General features: G+C 71.0%; 2 protein-coding genes. Both read left to right on the forward strand.

Annotation, left to right across the window (positions count from 1 at the left end):
- Window positions 1-109 precede the first annotated feature (109 nt).
- The gene (locus RMO85_RS04650; RefSeq protein WP_310526767.1) at window positions 110-871 is read left to right on the forward strand and encodes a class I SAM-dependent methyltransferase; all 762 of its coding nucleotides are present in this window, start codon (window positions 110-112) and stop codon (window positions 869-871) included.
- 5 nt (window positions 872-876) lie between these two features.
- On the forward strand, window positions 877-2,196 hold the full coding sequence (locus tag RMO85_RS04655; RefSeq protein WP_310526768.1) for a cyclopropane-fatty-acyl-phospholipid synthase family protein: 1,320 nt from the start codon (window positions 877-879) through the stop codon (window positions 2,194-2,196).
- Window positions 2,197-2,207 lie beyond the last annotated feature (11 nt).

Consider the following 2,207-nt stretch of genomic DNA (forward strand, 5'->3'; position numbering starts at 1 on the left):
CCTCGACTACACCTGGTGATATTCGTCCGCCCTGTCCCCCCCCCCCTTCGGCGCCGGCCCCGGGGGGCCGGACCACTTGATCGCCACTCCACCAGAGGGCACCGACAACGTGGCCGACTCGGCCGGCGTCGTCCACAGTCCCGACTTCGCCGAGGCGCAGGCTCGCAAGATCGAGCGGCTTCTCGACGAAGCCGGCGTCACCGACGGCAGCCGGGTCCTGGAGATCGGCACCGGCTGGGGCGAGCTCGCGATCCGCGCCGCCCGCCGCGGGGCGAGCGTGCACTCGATCACCCTGTCCGTCGAACAGCTCGAGCTCGCCGAGCAGCGGGTGGCCGACGCCGGCTGCACCGACCTGGTCCGGATCGAGCTGCTGGACTACCGCGCGCTGGCGCAGCCGGAGTTCGCTGCGGCGTACGACGCCATCGTCAGCGTGGAGATGATCGAGGCCGTGGGCCATGAGTTCTGGGGCACCTACTTCCAGACCCTCGACCACGCGCTCGCGCCCGGCGGCCGGATCGCCATCCAGGCGATCACGATGCCGCACGACCGGATGCTCGCCACCCAGGGCACCCAGACGTGGATCAACAAGTACATCTTCCCGGGCGGCTTCCTGCCCAGTGTGCAGGTCATCGACGAGATCACCTCCGAGCAGACCGCCCTGCGACGCACCGGGATCCTGGAGTTCGGCAGCCACTACGCCGAGACCTTGCGGCGCTGGGACAAGCGCTTCCTCGCACAGCGCGACGCGGTCATCGCACTCGGCTTCGACGACCAGTTCATGCGGATGTGGCACTTCTACCTCGAGTACTCCCGCGCCGGATTCGCCAGCGGCTACATCAACGTCCAGCAGCTGACCTTCGTCAAGGAGTGACCGCGATGACGACCACCACCCGGCGCCCGACCCTCACCCTCACCACGACCGGCATCGCGCAGCGGCTCGCGGAGGCCGCCCGCCCGTTCATCGGCGGCGACCTGCCCGTCCGGCTGCGCGCGTGGGACGGCTCTCTCGCCGGCCCCGAGAACGCACCCCTGGTCGTGCTGCGGTCCCCCGACGCCCTGCGCCGACTCCTGTGGCACCCCGGCGAGCTCGGCGCCGCCCAGGCCTACGTCACCGGCGAGCTCGACGTGGCGGACCAGGACGGCTGGGACCTCGACTCCGCCCTGACGCACGCCTTCGCCGTCGGCCGCGAGCGCGGTCTCGAGGGCGTACGCCGATCGCCGGGCGCCTTCGTCAACGCACTGCGCACCGCCGCCGGTCTGGGCGCGCTCCGCCCGCCGCCGAGGCCACCCGCCAGTCAGGCGCGCGTCAAGGGCCGGTTGCACAGCGCGATCCGCGACCGGCGCGCGATCAGCCACCACTACGACCTGAGCAACGAGTTCTACTCACTGATCCTCGACCCCGCGATGGCCTACAGCTGTGGCTACCACGAATCCGCGGAGGCCACGCTCGAGCAGGCGCAGCGCGCCAAGCTCGACCTGGTGTGCCACAAGCTCGGGCTCGAGCCCGGCGTGAGGATGCTCGACGTCGGCTGCGGCTGGGGGTCGCTGTCGCTGCATGCAGCCGAGCACTTCGGCGCGCAGGTCACGGGTGTCACGATCGCGGCCGAGCAGAAGAAGTTCATCGATGCGCGGATCGCCGAGCGCGGTCTCGGCGACCGGGTGCAGATCCGGCTGCAGGACTACCGCGACGTTCCGGAGCGTGACCACTTCGACGCCGTCGGCTCCCTGGAGATGGGCGAGCACGTCGGCGAGGCCAACTACCCGACCTACGTCGAGGTGCTGCGTCGCGCCGTGAAGCCGGGCGGACGGGTGCTGGTCCAGCAGATGTCACGCTCGGGCAGCCAGGGCGGCCGGCACCCCGGCGGCGGCCCCTTCATCGAGTCCTTCATCGCCCCGGACATGCACATGCGCCCGGTCGGCGAGACCGTTGCGCACCTCGAGCTGGGGGGTCTCGAGGTGCGCGACGTGCACGGCCTGCGCGAGCACTACGTGCAGACGGTGGCGGGGTGGCTGGCGAGGTTCGAGGCCAACCTGCCACGGCTCACCGAACTGGTGGGCGAGGAGGTCGTCAGAGTCTGGCGGCTCTACCTCGTCGGCGGTTCGATGGCCTTCCGAGACGGGCGGATGGGGGTCGACCAGATCCTCATGGTGCGCCCCGGCGCGGCCCACACGCTGCCGGCGCAGCGGGCATGGTGAGATCCCTTCAT

Origin of the sequence: Nocardioides sp., from assembly GCF_031422975.1 — a bacterium.
Lineage (GTDB): Bacteria > Actinomycetota > Actinomycetes > Propionibacteriales > Nocardioidaceae > Nocardioides.

Coding starts and splice junctions, on each gene's coding strand:
- RMO85_RS04655 (WP_310526768.1), top strand. CDS start 877: ATGACGACCACCACCCGGCGCCCGACCCTCACCCTCACCACGACCGGC.